This is a genomic window from Neisseria sp. HMSC078C12 (assembly GCF_001838065.1).
Lineage (GTDB): Bacteria > Pseudomonadota > Gammaproteobacteria > Burkholderiales > Neisseriaceae > Neisseria.
Map to the genome: position 1 here is coordinate 320,766 of NZ_KV835584.1, position 18,748 is coordinate 339,513.

Annotated in this window: 22 protein-coding genes, 3 tRNA genes and 1 pseudogene; 17 read left to right on the forward strand and 9 right to left on the reverse strand. The window is 49.6% G+C overall.

Translation table 11 applies throughout. From position 1 onward, the window contains the following. Nucleotides 1–213: 213 nt before the first annotated feature. The gene (locus HMPREF2596_RS03060) at nucleotides 214–675 is read right to left on the reverse strand and encodes a c-type cytochrome (protein ID WP_049333252.1); all 462 of its coding nucleotides are present in this window, start codon (nucleotides 673–675) and stop codon (nucleotides 214–216) included. Nucleotides 676–806: 131 nt separating this feature from the next. Here HMPREF2596_RS03060 and HMPREF2596_RS03065 point away from each other — a divergent pair, with 131 nt between their 5' ends. The 6 genes from HMPREF2596_RS03065 to HMPREF2596_RS03090 all read left to right on the forward strand — a co-directional run bounded on the left by HMPREF2596_RS03065 (nucleotide 807) and on the right by HMPREF2596_RS03090 (nucleotide 6,158). Continuing rightward, nucleotides 807–1,631 carry an SDR family oxidoreductase gene (locus tag HMPREF2596_RS03065; RefSeq protein ID WP_070849553.1) on the forward strand — a complete coding sequence of 275 codons (825 nt, stop codon included), beginning with the start codon at nucleotides 807–809 and terminating at the stop codon, nucleotides 1,629–1,631. A gap of 113 nt (nucleotides 1,632–1,744) precedes the next feature. Beyond that, a complete protein-coding gene (locus tag HMPREF2596_RS03070) occupies nucleotides 1,745–2,218 on the forward strand; it encodes a Fur family transcriptional regulator (RefSeq protein WP_003746077.1) in 474 nt (157 codons plus the stop codon). Continuing rightward, nucleotides 2,206–3,135, forward strand: coding sequence for a CobW family GTP-binding protein (locus HMPREF2596_RS03075; protein WP_070849555.1), 930 nt, complete (start codon nucleotides 2,206–2,208; stop codon nucleotides 3,133–3,135). The genes HMPREF2596_RS03070 and HMPREF2596_RS03075 overlap by 13 nt, the downstream gene beginning before the upstream one ends. A gap of 99 nt (nucleotides 3,136–3,234) precedes the next feature. After that, entirely contained in the window at nucleotides 3,235–4,290 is a 1,056-nt protein-coding gene (locus tag HMPREF2596_RS03080; protein ID WP_003746080.1) for an ABC transporter permease subunit, read from the forward strand. 36 nt (nucleotides 4,291–4,326) lie between these two features. Next, the gene (locus HMPREF2596_RS03085) at nucleotides 4,327–5,367 is read left to right on the forward strand and encodes an ABC transporter permease (protein WP_049323555.1); all 1,041 of its coding nucleotides are present in this window, start codon (nucleotides 4,327–4,329) and stop codon (nucleotides 5,365–5,367) included. Between the two features lie 110 nt (nucleotides 5,368–5,477). Further along, complete coding sequence (locus HMPREF2596_RS03090; RefSeq protein ID WP_063076441.1) at nucleotides 5,478–6,158, forward strand: sulfite exporter TauE/SafE family protein; 681 nt, start codon at nucleotides 5,478–5,480, stop codon at nucleotides 6,156–6,158. 85 nt (nucleotides 6,159–6,243) lie between these two features. On the opposite strand, the gene HMPREF2596_RS03095 is transcribed toward HMPREF2596_RS03090, so the two are convergent. From HMPREF2596_RS03095 to xseA, 3 genes are all read right to left on the reverse strand, one after another. After that, complete coding sequence (locus tag HMPREF2596_RS03095) at nucleotides 6,244–7,053, reverse strand: sulfite exporter TauE/SafE family protein (protein WP_070849557.1); 810 nt, start codon at nucleotides 7,051–7,053, stop codon at nucleotides 6,244–6,246. A gap of 1 nt (nucleotide 7,054) precedes the next feature. After that, nucleotides 7,055–7,834, reverse strand: coding sequence for a CDP-diacylglycerol--serine O-phosphatidyltransferase (gene pssA / locus HMPREF2596_RS03100; protein WP_070849559.1), 780 nt, complete (start codon nucleotides 7,832–7,834; stop codon nucleotides 7,055–7,057). Between the two features lie 123 nt (nucleotides 7,835–7,957). Beyond that, entirely contained in the window at nucleotides 7,958–9,307 is a 1,350-nt protein-coding gene (gene xseA, locus HMPREF2596_RS03105) for an exodeoxyribonuclease VII large subunit (RefSeq protein WP_070849560.1), read from the reverse strand. A 180-nt stretch (nucleotides 9,308–9,487) separates the two neighbouring features. Between xseA and lpxK the strand changes: the two genes are divergently transcribed. The 7 genes from lpxK to adk all read left to right on the forward strand — a co-directional run bounded on the left by lpxK (nucleotide 9,488) and on the right by adk (nucleotide 13,949). After that, entirely contained in the window at nucleotides 9,488–10,513 is a 1,026-nt protein-coding gene (lpxK, locus tag HMPREF2596_RS03110; protein WP_070849562.1) for a tetraacyldisaccharide 4'-kinase, read from the forward strand. Nucleotides 10,514–10,561: 48 nt separating this feature from the next. Next, nucleotides 10,562–11,098, forward strand: coding sequence for a DUF2059 domain-containing protein (locus HMPREF2596_RS03115; RefSeq protein ID WP_070849564.1), 537 nt, complete (start codon nucleotides 10,562–10,564; stop codon nucleotides 11,096–11,098). Between the two features lie 20 nt (nucleotides 11,099–11,118). Then, complete coding sequence (locus tag HMPREF2596_RS03120; RefSeq protein ID WP_070849604.1) at nucleotides 11,119–11,676, forward strand: DUF2059 domain-containing protein; 558 nt, start codon at nucleotides 11,119–11,121, stop codon at nucleotides 11,674–11,676. A gap of 82 nt (nucleotides 11,677–11,758) precedes the next feature. Then, on the forward strand, nucleotides 11,759–11,941 hold the full coding sequence (locus HMPREF2596_RS03125) for a Trm112 family protein (RefSeq protein WP_070849566.1): 183 nt from the start codon (nucleotides 11,759–11,761) through the stop codon (nucleotides 11,939–11,941). Beyond that, nucleotides 11,938–12,699 carry a 3-deoxy-manno-octulosonate cytidylyltransferase gene (gene kdsB / locus HMPREF2596_RS03130; protein WP_049348403.1) on the forward strand — a complete coding sequence of 254 codons (762 nt, stop codon included), beginning with the start codon at nucleotides 11,938–11,940 and terminating at the stop codon, nucleotides 12,697–12,699. The genes HMPREF2596_RS03125 and kdsB overlap by 4 nt, the downstream gene beginning before the upstream one ends. Before the next feature lie 11 nt (nucleotides 12,700–12,710). Beyond that, on the forward strand, nucleotides 12,711–13,229 hold the full coding sequence (locus HMPREF2596_RS03135) for a 3-deoxy-manno-octulosonate cytidylyltransferase (protein WP_070849568.1): 519 nt from the start codon (nucleotides 12,711–12,713) through the stop codon (nucleotides 13,227–13,229). 72 nt (nucleotides 13,230–13,301) lie between these two features. After that, on the forward strand, nucleotides 13,302–13,949 hold the full coding sequence (gene adk, locus HMPREF2596_RS03140) for an adenylate kinase (RefSeq protein ID WP_003746105.1): 648 nt from the start codon (nucleotides 13,302–13,304) through the stop codon (nucleotides 13,947–13,949). A gap of 72 nt (nucleotides 13,950–14,021) precedes the next feature. Here adk and HMPREF2596_RS03145 read toward each other — a convergent pair whose 3' ends face one another. Then, the gene (locus tag HMPREF2596_RS03145; RefSeq protein ID WP_070644924.1) at nucleotides 14,022–14,384 is read right to left on the reverse strand and encodes a hypothetical protein; all 363 of its coding nucleotides are present in this window, start codon (nucleotides 14,382–14,384) and stop codon (nucleotides 14,022–14,024) included. Nucleotides 14,385–14,493: 109 nt separating this feature from the next. Here HMPREF2596_RS03145 and HMPREF2596_RS03150 point away from each other — a divergent pair, with 109 nt between their 5' ends. The 4 genes from HMPREF2596_RS03150 to rfaD all read left to right on the forward strand — a co-directional run bounded on the left by HMPREF2596_RS03150 (nucleotide 14,494) and on the right by rfaD (nucleotide 17,762). Continuing rightward, nucleotides 14,494–14,754, forward strand: a complete 261-nt coding sequence (locus HMPREF2596_RS03150) for a helix-turn-helix domain-containing protein (RefSeq protein WP_070765029.1) — start codon at nucleotides 14,494–14,496, stop codon at nucleotides 14,752–14,754. Nucleotides 14,755–14,856: 102 nt separating this feature from the next. Continuing rightward, nucleotides 14,857–15,597 carry an orotidine-5'-phosphate decarboxylase gene (gene pyrF / locus HMPREF2596_RS03155; RefSeq protein WP_070849570.1) on the forward strand — a complete coding sequence of 247 codons (741 nt, stop codon included), beginning with the start codon at nucleotides 14,857–14,859 and terminating at the stop codon, nucleotides 15,595–15,597. Nucleotides 15,598–15,652: 55 nt separating this feature from the next. Next, complete coding sequence (gene rfaE1, locus HMPREF2596_RS03160; RefSeq protein ID WP_070849571.1) at nucleotides 15,653–16,615, forward strand: D-glycero-beta-D-manno-heptose-7-phosphate kinase; 963 nt, start codon at nucleotides 15,653–15,655, stop codon at nucleotides 16,613–16,615. Between the two features lie 142 nt (nucleotides 16,616–16,757). Beyond that, entirely contained in the window at nucleotides 16,758–17,762 is a 1,005-nt protein-coding gene (rfaD, locus tag HMPREF2596_RS03165) for an ADP-glyceromanno-heptose 6-epimerase (RefSeq protein ID WP_070849573.1), read from the forward strand. Between the two features lie 226 nt (nucleotides 17,763–17,988). On the opposite strand, the pseudogene HMPREF2596_RS03170 reads toward rfaD, so the two are convergent. From HMPREF2596_RS03170 to HMPREF2596_RS03180, 4 genes and pseudogenes are all read right to left on the reverse strand, one after another. After that, a pseudogene (locus tag HMPREF2596_RS03170) lies at nucleotides 17,989–18,293 on the reverse strand (transposase); the annotation flags it as partial. Between the two features lie 123 nt (nucleotides 18,294–18,416). Continuing rightward, nucleotides 18,417–18,506 (reverse strand) — tRNA-Leu (locus HMPREF2596_RS03175). Nucleotides 18,507–18,527: 21 nt separating this feature from the next. Then, nucleotides 18,528–18,605, reverse strand: a tRNA-Cys gene (locus HMPREF2596_RS11370). Between the two features lie 10 nt (nucleotides 18,606–18,615). Beyond that, nucleotides 18,616–18,689, reverse strand: a tRNA-Cys gene (locus tag HMPREF2596_RS03180). Nucleotides 18,690–18,748 lie beyond the last annotated feature (59 nt).

An 18,748-nucleotide genomic window follows, 5' to 3' on the forward strand; every position in this document is an offset into this window, starting at 1 on the left:
TGGGTTGGTCGAGAAGAAGGGAGATTTAATTGAATTTAAATAGCTGGAAGAGGAAAATTTGATTGCGATATGTGAATTGAGCCGTCGGTTTCAAATGAAACCGGTAAAAAACATGAAATGCAAAATATAAAGTTAATATAGAAAGATTTGAAGTCAGTTGAGGAAAAGGCCGTCTGAAAATGATGTTTCAGACGGCCTTTATTGTTTTAAGCCTTATTCCGGACCGCGGAATGTATCGTGGCAAGATTTGCAGCTTGCACCGGTTTCGCCGTAAGCGGCTTTGATTTCTTCTAATTTGCCGGTTTGTGCGGCGGCGTTGAGTTTCTCAACTGCAGCGGCAAATTTTTCTTCTTCGGCTTTGAAGGTTGCCTTGTCTGTCCAGATGGCAGGCAGGGCGCGGCCGTTGCCTTGAGGGTCGGATTCAAACAGGGTGAACGGTTTTTTGCTGTTTTCAGCGAAGGTTGCGGCGGCTTGTTTGAATTTTTCTACGTCATAAGGCTCTTCGTCTTTGACCATTTTGCCCATGCGGGTAAACTCGGGCATCATGGATTTGAACGCGGCCGTACGGTCTTCGGAAATCGGGCCTTTAGGCTGGGAAGGTGCGCCGCTGCCGCCGCAGGCGGTCAGGGTAAGCGCCACTGCCGCCAAAGCGACAGGGAGAAAACGGGTTTTCATATGGAGTGTGTCCTATTGTAATGATATGATTATCGTTAAATTTAGAATCGGTCGGCCGAATTTCAGGCCGTCTGATAAGGCGTTATCATACCTTAAACCCAAGTCTGAAACGAGTACAGAAAGGAAACGATATGGCAATTTTGATTACCGGGGCATCGGCGGGATTCGGCGCGGCAATGTGCCGCACCTTTGTTGCAGCAGGCTATCATGTCATCGGCGCGGCACGGCGCGAAGACAAATTGCAGCAGTTGGCAGAGGAATTGGGCGAGCAGTTTTACCCTTTGGAAATGGATGTTTCGCGTACGGAGTCAATTCAAAACGCTTTGAACAGCCTGCCCGAGCATTTGTCCGAAATCGATTGCCTGATCAACAACGCCGGTTTGGCTTTGGGTTTGGATACTGCCGATAAAGCCGATTTTGGCGATTGGGCAACCATGATTCAAACCAATATCATCGGCCTGACTTTTCTGACCCGTCAGATTTTGCCGCAAATGGTCGCGCGCAAACAGGGCTACATCATCAATTTGGGTTCGATTGCCGGCAGTTATGCTTATCCCGGCAGTAATGTCTATGGTGCGACCAAGGCTTTTGTGCGCCAATTCAGCATGAACCTGCGCGCCGAATTGGCAGACAAAAACATCCGCATTACCAATATCGAACCGGGCTTGTGCGGCGATACCGAGTTTTCCAACGTCCGTTTCAAAGGTGACGACCAGCGTGCGGCCGAGGTTTATGAGAATGTCGAGTTTATCCAGCCGCAAGATATTGCCGATACCGCTTTGTGGCTCTATCAGCGTCCGGCGCGGATGAACGTCAATTCCATCGAAATCATGCCGATTGCCCAGACCTTTGCAGGCATGAAAGTTTACCGCGACGCGCCTGCCCCGGCGAAGGAAGAAACGTTTGAAAAACAAAGCATGTCTTTGTTTGGAAAAATTAAATCTTGGTTTAAGTGATAGGCATCAGGCCGTCTGAACGTTTCAGACGGCCTCTTTGTTATCTGAAATTGAACAAACACGTTATAATGTAATTTTTTATTAACAAGGCCGTCTGAAAGGCTGTTTCAGTTATGAACGCAATCAAACAAAAAATCTTAGAACAAGCGCAGCGCGATGGCGTGCAGGTAACCGCATTGCGCGAGCAAGTGCTTGATATTGTTTTGAAACAAAGCGGCGTGATTAAAGCCTACAACGTTCTGTCGCAGATGCAGCAGCAAAGCGAGGGCGTGGTTGCGCCGCCAACGGCCTACCGCGCCCTTGATTTTTGGGCGGAACAGGGCGTTTTGCACAAAGTGGCGGCGGTCAACGGCTATATTTTGTGCAGCCACGCGCAGCACGAGTGCAACGACCATTGCCACGACCACGAAGAAACAGAAGCGCACCACAGCGCGTTTATTTTGGTCTGCACCGAATGCGGTACGGCGGATGAGCAGACCTTGAGCCAAGAATGGGCGGCCTTGCGTGCAGGCGTGGCTGAAACCGGTTTCTCATTAAAAGAAGAACATGTTGTTTTAACAGGAATTTGTAAAAAATGTCAGAAGTAAAAAAGACCAAAGTCCACCTGATTTCAGGCTTTCTCGGAACAGGTAAAACCACCGCACTCAAAAGTCTGATGGCGCAAAAAGACCCAAACGAAAAATGGGTCATCATTGTCAACGAATTTGGAGAAATCGGCATTGACGGCGCTGTCTTGAGCGACAACGGCATTCCCGTGGCCGAAATTGCCGGCGGCTGTTTGTGCTGTACCGCGGGCGCGCAAATGGGGACGACCGTACAAAAAATGCTGCGCGATGCCCAACCCGACCGCTTGATGATTGAAGCCAGCGGCCTGGCGCACGCCGCCAGCGTTATTGACGAACTGAAAGCCAAACCGCTCGACAGCATGCTGGAAATCGGCGCGGTCTTTACCGTCGTCGATCCGCGTCAGTTTATTAATCCCGATTACGCGCAACAGGCCTTGTATAAAGACCAAATCGGCATTTGCGACGTATTGGTTGCCAGCAAAACTGATTTATGCACCCCTGAACAGCTTGCCGAATTTCATGACAAAGCGGCCAAACTGTTCCCGCCCAAAGCCAAAGTGGTTGAAGTCCAAAATGCGCAACTCGACATCCAGTGGCTTGATATTCCCGTGGTCGAAAAATCGCGCTACCGCCTCAAAGCTCTGCCGGATAACACCATGGGCTTCCAGTCTCAAGGTTTCACATTCCCCGACGGACGCGATTTCGATGGCGAAAAATTGACCGATTTCTTCAACGACCTGCCTAAATTGACAGACGGCCTCGTTCGTGCCAAAGGCGTGTTCCAAGTGCTCGGTACTTGGGTATGGCTCAACTGGGTGGACGGACAATGGGGCGCAAACCAAGTTTCATGGCGCCGCGACTCGCGCTTCGAGCTGATTGCTAAATCCTTTGACGCGGATTTGATTGAGAAAAAATTGCTGGAGGCTTTGGAGAAGTAAATCATCGTCCAAACGCTTATTAATCCGTTACGATAACGCCGTCTGAAGCAAGCGGTTTCAGACGGCCTTCAAATCAAAAAAATAGAGGAACACTTAACCATGTGGCGTTATATCTTTCATCGTTTGCTCCTTTTGATTCCCACGCTGTTGGGGATTTTGGCGATTACTTTCGCCGTGATTCAGTTTGTTCCCGGCGGCCCGGTGGAGCAGATGGTTCAGCAGCTGACGCAGGGCGCGGTTGGCGGCGAGACGGCGGGACACAGTATGCCCGGAACTTTGGCCAAAAACGGCAACCGCATCAGTGCGGAAGATTTGGCCGCGCTGAATGCTTTATACGGTTTCGACAAGCCGCCTTTGACGCGTTTTGCCGATATGGTATGGAAATTCGCCCGTTTCGATTTGGGCGAGAGCTTTTTCCATCACCAAACTGTGTTTGAATTGGTGAAAGAGAAAATGCCGGTATCGATGAGTTTGGGTTTGTGGACGTTTTTCCTAACTTATTTGATATGTATTCCGTTGGGTATTGCCAAGGCGGTCAGGGATGGCAGCCGTTTCGATACGATTACGGGTATGATCATTTTGGTCGGCTATACCGTACCGCCGTTTGTCTTGGGCTTGGTGTTGCTGGTGTTGTTTGGCGGCGGCAGCTTTTTTGCCTGGTTCCCGCAGGGCGGTTTGGTCGGCGATGATTTCGATACGCTCTCTTGGGCCGGTAAAGTCAAAGATTATCTGTGGCATATGGCCTTGCCGATTACCGCTTCGGTGGCAGGTAACTTGGCGGTGATGACCGTATTGACGAAAAACGTGTTCCTTGAAGAAATCCGCCGCCAATATGTTTATACCGCACGGGCCAAGGGCTTGCCTGAGAAACAGATTTTGTGGAAACATATTTTCCGCAACGCCATGATTCCTCTGATTACCGGTTTCCCGGCCGCATTTATCGGCGCATTCTTTACCGGCAGCCTGTTGATTGAAACGCTGTTTTCGCTGGACGGCTTGGGTTTGCTGTCTTACGAGGCAGTGATGAAACGCGATTATCCTGTCGTAATGGGCACGCTGTATGTGTTCACGCTGATGGGGTTGTTGGCTAAATTAGTGTCGGATATTTCTTATTCATGGGTCGATCCGCGCATTCACTTTGGCGGACAGAAATAAGGCCGTCTGAAAATATCTTCAATCCATTATTAAAGAATGTTTCGAACCATGAAAAAGAAAAAATCTACTTCAAACCCTACTTGGCAGGCATTTAAGCAACATAAGCGCGGTTGGCTGGCTTTGCGGATTTTGGCCGTTTTGTTTGTCGTTACCTTGCTTGCGCCTTTGTGGAGCAACGACAAACCTTTGTGGATACGTTATCAGGGCGAGTATTTCTTCCCTTTGGTAACTGAATACAACGAAACCGCATTTGGCGGCGATTTCGATACGCCTGCGGATTATTTGGATCCGCTTATCCGCCACAACATCACTTCAGACGGCAATTTTGCCCTGTATCTGCCCAATCCTTACGATGCCGATACCTTGAATGATTTCGATACGGCCCCCGATCCTGCCAAACCGTCCGAACGGCATATCTTGGGAACGGACGACCGCGGCCGCGACTTGTTGGCGCGCTTGGTTTACGGTTTCCGCGATTCGCTGCTGTTTGCCTTGGTGTTGACCGTGGTGACTACTGTAATCGGCGTGGTTGCAGGCGCGGTGCAGGGTTATTTCGGTGGCAAAACCGACCTTTTGATGCAGCGTTTTATTGAGGTTTGGGGCGGTATGCCGGAGTTGTACCTCCTGATCATCCTGTCTTCGTTCTTTAATCCGGGGCTGTTGATTTTGCTGGTGTTGCTGTCGCTTTTCGGCTGGATGGGCTTGTCCGACTATGTCCGCGCCGAGTTTTTGAAAAACCGTCAGACCGATTACGTTTTGGCGGCGCGCGCGATGGGCGTGAGCAACCGTGAAATCATGTGGCGCCATATCCTGCCCAACAGCTTGACGCCGGTATTGGCCTTTTTGCCTTTCCGTATTTCTGGTGCCGTACTTGCCCTGACCAGCTTGGACTTCTTGGGCTTGGGCGTACCTGCCTCACAGGCGAGCTTGGGCGAGTTGCTGGCGCAAGGCAAAGACAACTTGGACGCATGGTGGATCGGTCTGTCTGCCGTTGCTACGCTGACAGTGATGCTGCTTTTGCTGGTTATGATCGGCGAAGGTTTGCGTCAGGCATTTGATGTACGCGCACGCAGTTAATTGCTTTTCTAAAGCGTGAAGAGGGTGGGCGGAAAAGCCTGTCCTTCATTCTCAAGGCCGTCTGAAAAGTTTCAGACGGCCTCATCCATTCGTTTGAATCATTAAAAATCATGAATCAAGAAATCACATTTCTTACGCTTTTTTTGCTCGGCTTTTTTGGCGGAACGCATTGCGTCGGCATGTGCGGCGGATTGAGCAGCGCATTCGCTTTGCAGCTGCCGCCACATTTAAACCGAATCGGGCTGATTGTATTGTTGAACTTGGGGCGCATCAGCAGCTATGTCGTCATTGGTCTTCTGGTCGGGTTGGTCGGGCAGGTCGGCATTTCCTTGGACGATACGCGTGCGGTTCAAAACGGTTTGTATATTGCCGCCAATGTCTTGCTACTTTTGCTTGGTCTGTATCTTGCCGGTATTTCGACTGCCGCAACCAAAATCGAACGCATTGGCAAACCGATATGGAAACGCCTGAATCCGTTGCTGAACAAATTGCTGCCGATTAAATCAGTGCCTGCCTGTTTCGGCGTGGGCGTGCTTTGGGGCTGGCTGCCTTGCGGTTTGGTATACAGTGCGTCTTTGTATGCATTAGGCAGCGGCAATGCCTTGCACGGCGGGCTGTATATGCTGGCGTTTGCGTTGGGGACCTTGCCGAACCTGCTCGCGATGGGCATATTTGCAGCGCAGTTGAAAACCTTTTTGCAAAAACGCATGGTTCGTTTGTGCGCCGGATTGCTGGTGGCAGGATGGGCGATATGGCGCTTGGCCGTCTTTGCGATGGGGCAAATCGGGTAGGGAAAAAGGTTTTATTTAGTTTGTTTTTATTGTCATGAAAAAGGCCGTCTGAAAGAGTTTCAGACGGCCTTTTCACAAAAAAGATTTAATGTATCAAATTCCAAGTCATTTTGGCGGCAATCAGCAGCAACATGATGCCGAAAGCGATTTTGAGTTTTCGGGCGGGCAGCTTGTGCGCCGTTTTAACGCCGAGCGGTGCAAAGAGGATAGTGGCAATGCTCAAAATGGCTACGGCCGGAAGATAGATAAAGCCTGCCGCACCTTCAGGCAGGTTGGCAATAGGCAAACCGTTGGCAAAATAGCCGATGGTGCCGGCAACTGCAATCGGCCACGCCAGGCCTGAAGATGTGCCGATGGCGCGGTGCGCCGGAAAGTTGCAATACAGCAGAAATGGAACGGATAGCGAACCGCCACCGATACCGACCCAGCTTGAAGCCGCACCAAAAAGCGTGCCCGCGGCTGTCAGGCCGGGGAGGGCGGGCAGGGTGCGTGAAGGTGTGGGTTTGGAATCACGTAGGGTTTTGAGTGCGATAAAGGCAAGAAATGCAATAAAGAAAACCTGTAAAGCCAGCGTCGGCATATATTTTGCCGTTACTGAGCCGAGGAGTACGCCAAATATCATGCCCGGCGTCATCCGGCGGACGGTCTCCCAATCGATGGCGTGCTTTTTATGTTGGGCGTACATACTGGAGAAGGTGGTAAACACCATTACGGCAAAGGAAGTGCCGATGGCAAGATGCTGGGCATAGGGGTGGCCGCCTATGCCTTGCAGTTGCAATGTCCATAAGACAACGGGGACAATCAGCGTGCCACCGCCTACGCCGAACAGTCCGGCAATAAAGCCCGCCGCACTGCCGACGGCGAGCAGGGCAAGGATGATGTCCCAAGACCACATTTCAGACGGCCTTGTCGTGTTTGTGAGTTTTATGGCGTTTTTTAAACCAACGGATGACTGCCATCACATAACCGGACAGGCTGTAACCGAGGAAAAATAGGAAGAGGACGAGAGAAGGCTCCCAATTGATCAAAAGCAGAATCAATACGGCCAACACCATGCCCATAAACGGCACTTGGCGGCGGATATTGATTTCTTTGAAGCTCCAAAACGGAATCTGCACAATCATGGAAATACCGGCAAACAGGGTGATACCCAATGCCCACCAATGCACGTTGGGGAAACGCTCGACGCTGTGGTTGACCCAAATCAGGCCGACAATCAACGCAGCGGCGGTCGGGCTTGGAACGCCGATAAACCAACGTTTATCGACTTTGCCGATAAGCGTGTTGAACAGTGCCAAACGCAGGGCGGCGCAGGCGCAGTAGATAAAGGCGACGGAATAGCCGATTTTGCCAAACTGCCAAAGTTGCCATTTGTAGGCAATCAGGGCAGGCGCGACGCCGAAACTGACCATATCGGCGAGGCTGTCGAGCTGTTCACCGAACGCGCTTTGGCTGTTGGTCAGCCGCGCTACGCGTCCGTCCATGCCGTCGAGCAGCATGGAAAGGAAAACTGCAATCGCCGCTGTTTCATAACGTCCGTGCATGGACTGGGTAATGGCGAAGAAGGCGCAAAACAGTGCAGCGATGGTAAAGGAATTAGGTAGCAGGTAAATGCTGTTTTTGCGGATGGAGTTACGCGGAGGAATCGGATTTTCTGTATTTTGTGAGTTGTCCATAATGTTTCCGTATATGCTGCGTGTGCAGATGAGGCATTATACCGCATTGGCAGGTTAAGGATTTTTAACAGGCAAACATAGTTTCACTTCAATCGCATAAAGTTTCAGACGGCCTTTATTGCGTCAGTCAAACAACTCGCCCTGCGCCTGCTCTTTGGTCACGCGTACGTCGGTTTTGCCGTCGGCAAAAGTGATGTGCAGTTTTTGACCTTGTTTCAACGTATCGGCATTGCGGATGACTTGTCCGCGGGTGTTTTTGACGACCGAGAAGCCGCGTTCCAGAATATGTTGAGGCGAGACGGCTTCGAGTAATGCGGCTTGGGCGGTCAGACTTTGACGGCGGTAGGCAAGCAGCTGGCGGAAGGAATGCGACAAGGCCGTCTGAAAGCGGTCAATGTTGTGTTTGTAAACGGAAACATCAGGACGGCAATGTTTCAGGGTTTGGGTTTGGCGTTCAAAACGGGCGGTATGGGCGCGGAGGTTTTGCGTCATTGAGTAAGACAGCGTTTGTGCCAGCTTGCTGATTGAAGCGCGTTGCTCATCAAGTTTTTGGCGCGGATGACGGATTTGCCGCGCAAGCCAGTCGAGTTTTTGGCTAGCATCGAAATAGCGTTGTTCCAAAACGGTTTTCAGACGGCCTTTGGCTTGGGCGAGGCGGTGTAACGATTCTTGGCGGTTGGGGCTGACCAGTTCTGCCGCGCCGGTCGGTGTCGGTGCGCGTACGTCGGCAACAAAGTCGGCGAGCGTGAAATCGGTTTCGTGGCCTACACCGCTGACGACGGGAATCGCGCAGGCTTCGATGGCGCGTACGACCGGCTCTTCATTAAACGCCCACAAGTCTTCAATGCTGCCGCCGCCGCGACAGACAATCAACACATCGCATTCGGCGCGTTGCGAAGCGGTTTTAATCGCTTGGGCAATTTGCAATTCGCTGCCTGTGCCTTGTACGGGCGTCGGATAAACGATGACGGGAATTTCGGGCGCGCGGCGGTTTAAGGTGGTTACAACATCACGCAATGCCGCCGCCGCCAGGCTGGTGACGATGCCGATACATTGCGGACGGGCGGGCAATGGTTTTTTGCGTTCTGCCGAAAACGCGCCTTCCGCCTGCAACTGGGCTTTCAATCGCTCATAGGCTTCGTAAAGCTGCCCCAAACCTTTGAGCCGCACCTCGTTCACGGTAATCTGAAATTCGCCCCGCGCTTCATAAATACTGATTTTTCCTGATACTTCGATATGGTCGCCTTCTTTCAAAGGCTTCGCCAAACGCGCCGCCGCACCTTTAAACATGGCGCAACGTACCTGCGCGCGGCTGTCTTTGAGCGAGAAATAATAATGTCCGCTGGCGGCACGAGTCAGATTGGATACTTCGCCGGCAATCCATAAACCTGAGAGATGGTCTTCCAGCAAGGCTTTGGCGAGGGCGTTGAGTTCGGATACGGAAATGGAGGAGGGCGCGAAGAGTTCGGACATTGCGAAACAGAAAAATTGGGGAAAGCTGAATTATAAGGGTTTTAGGGCGATTCGTTGTATTCGTTTTTATGAAACTTGCGTCCTTTGTTTTAATATTATCAAAGCCGCATGTTCAGACGGCCTTGTCCGGGCAGGCTTGTGTTATATTATCGTTTGATTTTCGCTTCAAAAGCCGTGCGTATGCCCAAACTCCACCAAATTATCGAGCGCCATTGGCAATATCCCAATCCGTTTCTGTCTTTCCTGCTCAAACCATTGTCCAAACTGTTTGCCAGAATTGCGGCGAAACGGCGCGATGATTTTGTTTCAGGCCGTCTGAAAAGCGAAAAATTGCCTGTGCCAGTGGTGGTGGTCGGCAATATTCATGCAGGCGGAACAGGGAAAACGCCGATAGTCGCCGCGCTGGTGTCGGGTTTGCAGAAAAAGGGCGTTAAGGTCGGCATCATCAGCCGGGGTTACGGGCGCAAGAGCAAGGCGGTTCATGTATTGAATACAGCCAGCAGCGCGGCAGATGCAGGCGACGAGCCTTTATTGCTGTTTCGTCAAACCGGTGCGCCGACGGCGGTAGGCAGCAGCCGTACAGAAGCAGGCAGGGCATTGCTTGCGGCGCATCCGGAGCTTAAATTGATTGTGGCCGACGACGGTTTGCAACATTATGCCTTGCAGCGCGATATGGAAATTGCCGTATTTCCTGCGGCAGATACAGGGCGCACCAATTTGGATTTACTGCCCAACGGCAGCTTGCGTGAACCTTTGTCTCGGTTGGCTTCCGTTGATGCGGTTGTCGTCAGTGGCGGAAAAGCAGATGCGGCGTTTAGGCCGTCTGAAAATATGTTTGCCAGCCATATTGAAACAGGGCGGATTTACCGTTTGAACAGGCCGTCTGAAAAATTGGATCTGGCGGGTTTGGGAAATCAAACCGTCGCCGCCGTCGCCGGTATCGCCAAGCCGGAGCGTTTTTTCAATACGTTGCGGAACATGGGCATTACCTTGAACCAAACCGTCGCGCTGCCCGACCATGCCGACATCGCAGCGGCGGACTTGCCCAATGCGGATGCAGTCATTATTACGGAGAAAGATGCGGTCAAGTTTTCAGACGGCCTTAATCTGAATCATGTATGGGTCTTGCCTGTTTGTGCGATAATTGAGCCGGACTTGGCGGCGTTTGTATTGGAACGGCTGAAAGATTCCCGACAGGTCGTCTGAAATCAATTGAATCTTTGTTGCTGTTTGTCTTGAATAATAAGGAAATTTATGAACCTGAAAAAACTGCTGCTCACTTTCGTTGCCATTGCCGCCTGTTCCGCCGCAACAGCCGCGCCCCCAAGCGATAAGTCTTTAAATAGATGGATGGAAGTCCAGCATATTGAACGCGACTTTCTCAAAAATTTGACCAACATGGCGGAAGCACAAAACCGACAGCTCATGCAACCGATCATCTCCTCATATCCACCGGAACTGCAGCCGCAATTACAAGCCGCGTCAGACCGTTATATGAACAAAGTGTTTAAAGCTTATTTCACACCGCAACTTAGAAACAAATTAATGAAAGAAATAAAAAAAGTTGCCAAGGACGAGTTCACTCAACAAGAGATTGATGCCATGATTGCGTTTTACGAGACTCCCGTAGGACAATCTATCGTGGAGAAAAATTCGGCATTCATAAAAAAACTCGCCAATATAGGGGCAAGCGAAGCGGATATGAAAGAAATAGAAACAATCAGCGAACACTACCTAATTGAATTTGAAAACGAAATTAAAAAAATCTTGCCTGAAGAATGTACCCCCTAAACCTTAAACAGGAGGAAAAGGTGAAACTGAAAACCTTGTTATTGCCCTTCGCCGCGCTGGCATTGTGTGCCAACGCATTTGCCGCCACACCTAGCGATGAGTCACTGGAGCGTTGGTTGGATACGCAGTTTTTTGACCGGGAATTAGAAAAAAATATGATTGACGGTTTCAATGTTGGATTTAAACCGTATGCAGATAAAGCCCTTGCCAAAGTACCAGAAGCGAAAAAAGAGCAAATGGCAAAAGCTATTGATCGTTATCGCGAAAATGTTTTGAGAGATTTGATCACGCCCGAAGTGAAACAGACTATCCGCAATAATTTATTAAAGAATGCCAAATTAACATACACTCAAGAAGAAGTTGACGGCATGATTGCCTTTAATAGTTCACCTGTCGGGAAGGCTGTTATTGTTAAGACTCCTCTTATGCTCAATCAAGCTATGAACGAACTAATGACTTTTGGATTGGCATTAACAGAGAAAGTTGCACAGCGTCATATGCCTGAATTTGCGAAAGAGATGCAAGGTATCATGTGCGGCGGCAAAAAACCTGATACAAGCTGTAAACAAGCCAAATAGGTTGGGAAAAAGCATAAGAAATAAATTATAGTCGTCTGAAAATATTTCAGACGACCTCCAATTTATCAAACGAAAGAAACCCATGGAAAAAAAATTCTTAGACATCCTTGTTTGTCCTGTTACCAAAGGCAAACTCGAATACCATCAAGACAAACAGGAATTGTGGAGCTGTCAGGCGAAGCTGGCTTATCCGATTAAAGACGGCATCCCTTATATGCTGGAAAACGAAGCACGAGCGTTGAGCGAAGAGGAACTGAAAGCATGACCGAATTTGTCGTATTGATTCCGGCGCGGTTGGATTCTTCACGTCTGCCGGGCAAGGCTTTGGCTGATATTCATGGTAAACCGATGGTTGTACGCGTTGCCGAACAAGCAGCAAAAAGCGAGGCTGCGCGTGTTGTCGTTGCCACCGACCATCCCGATATTCAGACGGCCTGTCAGGCGCACGGTGTCGAAGTGGTCATGACTTCCAATCAACACGAAAGCGGTACAACGCGCCTTGCCGAAGCGGCCAATACGCTGAAACTGCCGCAGCATCTGATTGTCGTGAACGTACAAGGCGACGAGCCTTTAATCGATCCCGAACTCATCAACCGTACGGCCGAAGTTTTGGTTGAAAACAATGTGCAAATGGCGACGGCCGCCCATGAATTGCACGATTTTGACGAGTTTATGAATCCTAACGTTGTCAAAGCCGTCCTCGACAAAAACCGCAACGCCATCTATTTCAGCCGCGCTCCGATTCCTTATCCGCGCGACACCATGCGCGCCGAAAAACGCGAATTGCCTTCCGAAACAGCCGTTTTACGCCATATCGGCATTTATGCCTATCGTGCAGGCTTCCTGCAACGCTATTCCGAAATGGAAGTTTCTCCTTTGGAAACCATCGAATCGCTGGAACAATTGCGCGTCCTGTGGCACGGTTATCCGATTGCCGTTGAAATTGCCCAAGAAGCGCCAGCCGCCGGCGTGGATACGCAGGAAGATTTGGACAGGGTAAGGGCTGTGTTCGAGGCCGTCTGAAAGGAAAAAATATGAATGATTTACGCCATTTGAGCCGTGACGAACAAAAACTGCTTGCCGATGTTGCTTTGCTGGTCAAAGACGACGATCAAGAGTTCAACTACGAAATGTTGAAAGTAGCCGCACCCGACGAGGCCAGCGGCGAATTTTGGTTTCGCATGGCAGAAATGCTCAGCACCCTGCCGCCCAACCAGTCTTTAGATTTGCGCATGACCGGCGGACGGTTGGCGGTCGCCGTATCGATTTTATCGGTGTTGTTGCAGGAAAGCCCCGATATTCCCCAGCTTTGGGCACAAAAAGTGATTGCGCTCAACTATCTGGCACACGGCCATCGGACACGCGCCCTCGGTTTGGCGCAACAGCCGGACAAAGCGGCAGAAGCCAACGAGGAAGAATATTTGGCAAAAGCCTTGTCCCAAAACCTACTTTCCACGTTGAAAGACGCGTTGGAACGCTTCCCCGAAGACAGCTGGTTTATCGAAATGCGCGATGATGCGTGGCAGCACTTTGGCGTAGAGCAGGCCGTCTGAAGTTTTGAACGATAAACGCAAGGCGTGTAGAATTAAACAAACATCAAATCCATAAACCAAGAAGGACTCATCATGAAAGTATTATTGTTGGGCGCACCCGGCGCAGGCAAAGGCACACAGGCTCAATTCATCACTGCCGCATTCGGCATTCCTCAAATTTCTACCGGCGACATGCTCCGCGCGGCCATCAAAGCAGGCACCCCGCTGGGTTTGGAAGCAAAAAAAATTATTGATGAAGGCGGTTTGGTGCGCGACGACATCATCATCGGCATGGTGAAAGAACGCATCGCCCAAGACGACTGCAAAAACGGTTTCCTGTTTGACGGTTTCCCACGCACATTGGCACAAGCCGAAGCGATGGTTGAAGCAGGCGTGGATTTGGACGCCGTGGTTGAAATCGACGTACCCGACAGCGTGATTGTCGACCGCATGAGCGGCCGCCGCGTGCATTTGGCTTCCGGCCGTACTTACCACGTTACCTACAATCCGCCCAAAGTCGAAGGCAAAGACGACGTAACCGGCGAAGATTTGATTCAACGCGACGACGACAAAGAAGAAACCGTGAAAAAACGCCTTGCCGTTTACCACGAGCAAACCGAAGTTTTGGTTGATTTCTACAGCAAACTGGAAGGCGAACACGCGCCGAAATACATCAAAGTCGACGGCACTCAAGCAGTAGAAGCCGTGAAAGCCGAAGTATTGAAAGGTTTGGGCAAATAAGTTTTGCCGAAGTAAAATCATGAGGCCGTCTGAAAAAATATTTTCAGACGGCCTTTTTCATTATTGTATAAATTAACCAAATTTTCGTTCTAGTTCTTTTGCTAGAGACCATCCTGCTGATTCAAGTAATGCAACAGAAATAGTTGGTGCAACAACGCTGCCTAAGCCTGGAATTAATTTAGAAAATTCTTTTGCCATTGTTTTTATGGGTTGTTTTAACATGGTATTTTTAATTGCAGCAATAGCCATTGCTTCGGCAGCAGTTTTGGTCATATTCCCGCCAAAAACAGCACAAAGACTTGTGCACATAGTAGTCATTGCAACCATATCTGTAGCAATACCCAGTCCTGGTACAGGCACGGCATTACCTGCGGCAGCAGCAACTGCATGAGAATGAATAATTTTGTGGCATTTTGATTCTTGAGCTGGTGTCATAGTTTTCTCGTAACAAATAAGATAAAAACAGTGCAATACTACGTTATTCGTAGTAAATAATCAAGAGAAATATACGAAATTCGTAACTTTGATTTTTAGGATAGAAGTTATGAATTTACAAGAAGTTTTTACAAGGCGATTTAAGGAAGCAAGAAAAGCAAAAAATTTGACGCAGGAGAAGCTGGGACTGGCGATAGGATTAGATGAGTTTGTGGCAAGTACGCGTATTAATCGTTATGAGAAAGGAAATCATCAGCCTGATTTGAATACTTTGCAGAAAATTGCTGAAGTATTGGAAGTTCCACCAGCCTTTTTTTTCAGCGATGATGAATTTTCTGTAAAAATTTTAGATTTATATAAGAATAATTAAGGTATGTTGTGATGAGGCCGTCTGAAAAAATACTTTCAGACGGCCTTTCGTGTACAAAAGCTGTTAAAATCGAAGCTATAACCGTTTATCCGCAGGCATCTTATGAATCCCTTAATCTCCGACTTCCAAACCCAGCAACAACGCACTCCCGTCATCGTCGCCCTTGATTTTGCCAACGAAAAAGACACACTCGGATTTGTCCGCAATCTTGACCCGACATTGTGTCAAATCAAAATCGGCAAAGAGCTGTTTACCGCGACCGGTCGCAGTTTGGCAGAAAGCTTAATCAATCAAGGTTTCAAACTTTTCCTCGATTTGAAATACCACGATATTCCCCACACCGTCGCGCAGGCATGTAAAGTTGCCGCCGAGATGGGCGTTTGGATGGTCGATATGCACGCATCGGGCGGCCGCCGCATGATGGAAGCCGCCGTAGAAGCCGTTGCCGGATATCACACCAAGCCGCTTTTGATCGGGGTAACCGTGTTGACCAGCATGGAACAAAGCGACTTGGCAGAAATCGGTTTGAACATCGTCCCTGAAGAACAAGTCATCCGCTTGGCGAAACTGGCGCAAAGTTCAGGCTTGGACGGCGTGGTATGTTCTGCTCAAGAAGCCGCACCATTGCGCCGCGAATTGGGACAAGATTTTGTCTTGGTTACACCGGGTATCCGTTTGGATGTTGCCGGTAATAATGATGATCAACGCCGCATCATGACCCCGGCCGAAGCATTGGCGGCAGGCTCGACTTATCTGGTAATGGGCCGTCCGGTAACCAAAGCTGCCGATCCAGTAGCCGTATTGCGCGAAGTGAACCGCGTGGTAAACCTTGAAGCAAACTGATTTTTAGGCGACCTTACAGGTTGAGGCCATCTGAAAAAAACACAACGGAGGCAATATGCCCACCAAGTTCCAACAAGAAACCCTCAAATCCCGTTTTGCACAAGCCAAAGTCCTTGTTGTCGGCGATGTGATGCTCGACCGTTATTGGTTTGGCGATGTGTCCCGTATTTCTCCTGAAGCCCCCGTGCCGGTGGCGAAAATCGGACGTATCGACCAACGCGCGGGTGGCGCGGCAAACGTTGCGCGCAATATCGCTTCATTGGGTGGTAAAGCAGGGCTGTTGTCCGTAACCGGCGATGATGAAGCTGCAGATGCACTGGATGCGTTGATGGCGCAAGACGGTGTTTCTTCCTATCTGATGCGCGACAAGCAGATTGCGACTACTGTCAAACTGCGCGTTGTTGCTCGCAACCAGCAGCTTATCCGACTTGATTTTGAAGAGCCGCCTCATCGTGAGGTATTGGAACAAATCAAGCAGCAATACCGCGAAGTGTTGCCCGAATATGATGCCATTATTTTTTCAGATTACGGCAAGGGCGGCCTGTCGCATATTTCCGATATGATCGATTGGGCGAAACAGGCCGGTAAACCTGTTTTAATCGACCCTAAAGGCGACGATTACGAGAAATATGCCGGTGCTACGCTGATTACGCCGAATCGTGCAGAATTGAAAGAAGTGGTAGGCAGCTGGAAAAACGAAAACGATTTGACCGAAAAAGCCCAAAACTTGCGCCGTCATCTTGATTTGAACGCGATTTTGCTGACCCGAAGCGAAGAGGGCATGACCTTGTTTAATGAGGGCGAGCCGATTTATCAGCCTACACGGGCTCAAGAAGTTTATGATGTATCCGGTGCGGGCGATACCGTTATTGCCGGAGTGGGCTTGGGTTTGGCGGCAGGCTATACCATGCCCGAAGCCATGCACCTTGCCAATACGGCAGCAGGCGTTGTCGTGGCAAAACTTGGTACGGCGGTGTGCTCGTTTGCCGAATTGGCCAAGGCATTGGAAGAGCAATGAATGATTGTTTCAGACGGCCTTAAAATTCTAAATGCCGTCTGAAAATAAGAGTTGGAAAATAATCCAGACAGAAAAGTTTTTATTTTCAGACGGCATGATTACTTTAAGGCCGTCTGAAAAATCAAAATAAAGGAAACTCATTATGACCATTATCGTAACAGGCGCGGCCGGCTTTATCGGCAGCAACATCGTTAAAGCACTTAACCAGCGCGGTATTACCGACATTGTTGCCGTCGACAATCTGAGCAAAGGCGAAAAATTTAAAAACCTTGCCGAGTGTGAAATTGCCCATTATCTCGATAAACACGAATTCATCCGCCAAGTGCGCGGCCATCTTCTGCCTTACGATAATATCGAAGCGGTTTTCCATCAAGGCGCATGTTCCGACACCATGAACCACGACGGCCTCTACATGATGGACAACAACTATCAGTACACGCTTGATCTCTTGGACTGGTGTCAGGACGAACGTATTCCGTTTCTTTATGCCTCCAGCGCCGCCGTGTACGGCAAAGGCGAAATCTTCCGCGAAGAGCGTGAACTGGAAAAACCACTCAATGTGTACGGCTACTCTAAATTCTTGTTTGACCAAGTATTGCGCCGCCGTATGAAAGAAGGTTTGACCGCCCAAGTCGTCGGCTTCCGTTACTTCAATGTTTACGGGCAACAAGAGCAACACAAAGGCCGTATGGCATCCGTCGCCTTCCATCATTTCCACCAATACCGAGAACACGGCTATGTTAACCTGTTTGGCGCTAATGACGGCTACGGCAACGGCGAACAAACCCGCGATTTTGTCAGCGTAGAAGACGTCGCCAAAGTTAACCTTTACTTCTTCGATCATCCTGAGCTTTCAGGTATCTTTAACCTCGGTACAGGCCGCAGCCAACAGTTTAACGAACTTGCCGCCGCCACCGTCAACGCCTGCCGTGCAGCCGAAGGCAAGCCTGAAATGAGTCTGAAAGAGTTGGTTGAAGAAGAACTTATTCGCTATATCCCATTCCCCGATGTACTTAAAGGTAAATATCAGAGCTTCACTCAAGCGGACATCACCAAGCTGCGCGAAGCCGGGTATACAGAAGAATTTTTGGATGTAAAACAAGGCGTCAGCCGTTATGTGAAATGGATGCTGGAGAACTTGGTTTAAGTCCTTCTGATTTGAATGATAAGGCCGTCTGAAAAAGGATTTTCAGACGGCCTTATTATTTTGTGAAATTTTAAAATGAGACCTTTGTAAAATTTCTTTTCCTCCCAATAGCCGAAATTCAAACACAAATTTTCGGCTGTTTTCGCCCCTAATTGTTCCTGATTCTACCCAAATACCCCCTTAATCCACCTTGGATACCTGATTAATCAGGCATCCGAGCCACCTTTTAGGCAGCAACAGGCACACTTAGCCTGTTGGCGGCTTTCAACAGGTTCAAACACATTGCCTTCAGATGGCTTTGCGCACTCACTTTAATCAGACCGAAATAGGCTGCCCGGGTGTAGCGGGACGGGACTTACGGTGCAGCGTACCGAAGCTTTGTTTGACCACATAACGGGTCTTCGATAGATGTCGGTTACGTTTGGTTTGCGCTTCCGACAGCGGATGTTTGCGGTGGGCTTTGTGCATAATACCATCCTGTAACCGATGCTCTTCCAGATATTGCCAGTTTTCCTCACTGTCATAGTCTGAGGCCTTTGCAGGAGCTTGTCACATTTGACACAAATCAGGCACAAACAAAAAAGACAGCCTTACAAATAAGCTGTCAATTAGAAATTTGGAATCTTAGGTTTTTCAATAAATTCAGATATTCATTGGTGCCCGGAGCCGGAATCGAACCGGCACGGCCGGTTTAGGGCCGACGGATTTTAAGTCCGTTGTGTCTACCTATTTCACCACCCGGGCGTAGACAGTAAATTGAGAAATTGGAGGCGGGGGCGCGGATTTGAACCGGCCTGTATAAGGGTTGCACCCCTTATAGCATAAACACTCTGCCACCCCGCCATGAAAGGGATGGAGGCGAGAGTCGGAATCGAACCGGCGTAGACGGATTTGCAATCCGCTGCATAACCACTTTGCTATCTCGCCAAAACTACGTTTGAGTGTTGTAGTATGAAACTGGAGCGGGAAACGAGTCTCGAACTCGC

Bases quoted from the DNA above. Each gene is read 5' to 3' on its own strand.
- HMPREF2596_RS03060 (WP_049333252.1), bottom strand. From the start codon at position 675: ATGAAAACCCGTTTTCTCCCTGTCGCTTTGGCGGCAGTGGCGCTTACC.
- HMPREF2596_RS03065 (WP_070849553.1), top strand. From the start codon at position 807: ATGGCAATTTTGATTACCGGGGCATCGGCGGGATTCGGCGCGGCAATG.
- HMPREF2596_RS03070 (WP_003746077.1), top strand. From the start codon at position 1,745: ATGAACGCAATCAAACAAAAAATCTTAGAACAAGCGCAGCGCGATGGC.
- HMPREF2596_RS03075 (WP_070849555.1), top strand. From the start codon at position 2,206: ATGTCAGAAGTAAAAAAGACCAAAGTCCACCTGATTTCAGGCTTTCTC.
- HMPREF2596_RS03080 (WP_003746080.1), top strand. From the start codon at position 3,235: ATGTGGCGTTATATCTTTCATCGTTTGCTCCTTTTGATTCCCACGCTG.
- HMPREF2596_RS03085 (WP_049323555.1), top strand. From the start codon at position 4,327: ATGTTTCGAACCATGAAAAAGAAAAAATCTACTTCAAACCCTACTTGG.
- HMPREF2596_RS03090 (WP_063076441.1), top strand. From the start codon at position 5,478: ATGAATCAAGAAATCACATTTCTTACGCTTTTTTTGCTCGGCTTTTTT.
- HMPREF2596_RS03095 (WP_070849557.1), bottom strand. From the start codon at position 7,053: ATGTGGTCTTGGGACATCATCCTTGCCCTGCTCGCCGTCGGCAGTGCG.
- pssA (WP_070849559.1), bottom strand. From the start codon at position 7,834: ATGGACAACTCACAAAATACAGAAAATCCGATTCCTCCGCGTAACTCC.
- xseA (WP_070849560.1), bottom strand. From the start codon at position 9,307: ATGTCCGAACTCTTCGCGCCCTCCTCCATTTCCGTATCCGAACTCAAC.
- lpxK (WP_070849562.1), top strand. From the start codon at position 9,488: ATGCCCAAACTCCACCAAATTATCGAGCGCCATTGGCAATATCCCAAT.
- HMPREF2596_RS03115 (WP_070849564.1), top strand. From the start codon at position 10,562: ATGAACCTGAAAAAACTGCTGCTCACTTTCGTTGCCATTGCCGCCTGT.
- HMPREF2596_RS03125 (WP_070849566.1), top strand. From the start codon at position 11,759: ATGGAAAAAAAATTCTTAGACATCCTTGTTTGTCCTGTTACCAAAGGC.
- kdsB (WP_049348403.1), top strand. From the start codon at position 11,938: ATGACCGAATTTGTCGTATTGATTCCGGCGCGGTTGGATTCTTCACGT.
- HMPREF2596_RS03135 (WP_070849568.1), top strand. From the start codon at position 12,711: ATGAATGATTTACGCCATTTGAGCCGTGACGAACAAAAACTGCTTGCC.
- adk (WP_003746105.1), top strand. From the start codon at position 13,302: ATGAAAGTATTATTGTTGGGCGCACCCGGCGCAGGCAAAGGCACACAG.
- HMPREF2596_RS03145 (WP_070644924.1), bottom strand. From the start codon at position 14,384: ATGACACCAGCTCAAGAATCAAAATGCCACAAAATTATTCATTCTCAT.
- HMPREF2596_RS03150 (WP_070765029.1), top strand. From the start codon at position 14,494: ATGAATTTACAAGAAGTTTTTACAAGGCGATTTAAGGAAGCAAGAAAA.
- pyrF (WP_070849570.1), top strand. From the start codon at position 14,857: ATGAATCCCTTAATCTCCGACTTCCAAACCCAGCAACAACGCACTCCC.
- rfaE1 (WP_070849571.1), top strand. From the start codon at position 15,653: ATGCCCACCAAGTTCCAACAAGAAACCCTCAAATCCCGTTTTGCACAA.
- rfaD (WP_070849573.1), top strand. From the start codon at position 16,758: ATGACCATTATCGTAACAGGCGCGGCCGGCTTTATCGGCAGCAACATC.